The organism is Pontibacter rugosus, from assembly GCF_042678745.1.
GTDB lineage: Bacteria > Bacteroidota > Bacteroidia > Cytophagales > Hymenobacteraceae > Pontibacter > Pontibacter rugosus.
Window position 1 is genome coordinate 1 of sequence record NZ_JBHTLD010000548.1, and the last position, 548, is coordinate 548.

The following is a 548-nucleotide window of genomic DNA, read 5'->3' on the forward strand; positions in this document are numbered from 1 at the left end:
CGCCTCTCTCGCACTTGGGCCGCATTACTGCGGCCTAGTCAATTTCTTATTCTCTCTCTTTCCCATCATGTCAAAGAACTTTCTCCTAAGATGCTAGACAGTAGACCCTGGGTGAAAAACACCCTGTCCGTTGCCGCTCTTAAAGTTAGAAGCAAAAACCTACCGTCTCTGCTGTGTGTCGTATGTGGAGAATAACGGAGTCGAACCGTTGACCTCCTGCGTGCAAGGCAGGCGCTCTAGCCAGCTGAGCTAATCCCCCGTGGTAATCCAAGCTGGGCTTGGCTATTGGTGGGCCTGCGTGGACTCGAACCACGGACCTCTACATTATCAGTGTAGCGCTCTAACCACCTGAGCTACAAGCCCGCTTTTGGCCGGGCCTGCCCGTCCGCTGCAATTGTTTTTTTGATCGAATGCCGAGACAGAGATAACAGGGTCCGGAAAGCCCGGGCGGGCCAGGGTCGTCCCTAGAAAGGAGGTGATCCAGCCGCACCTTCCGGTACGGCTACCTTGTTACGACTTAGCCCCAGTTACCAGTTTTACCCTAGACG

The 548-nt window shown here is 54.4% G+C and carries 2 tRNA genes and 1 rRNA gene; all 3 read right to left on the reverse strand.

Annotated elements, in window-relative coordinates:
• Nucleotides 1-185: 185 nt before the first annotated feature.
• Nucleotides 186-259 (reverse strand) — tRNA-Ala (locus ACFQ2O_RS22385).
• A 27-nt stretch (nucleotides 260-286) separates the two neighbouring features.
• Nucleotides 287-363: transfer RNA gene (locus ACFQ2O_RS22390), tRNA-Ile, on the reverse strand.
• Nucleotides 364-468: 105 nt separating this feature from the next.
• Nucleotides 469-548, reverse strand: a 16S ribosomal RNA gene (locus tag ACFQ2O_RS22395); the annotation flags it as partial.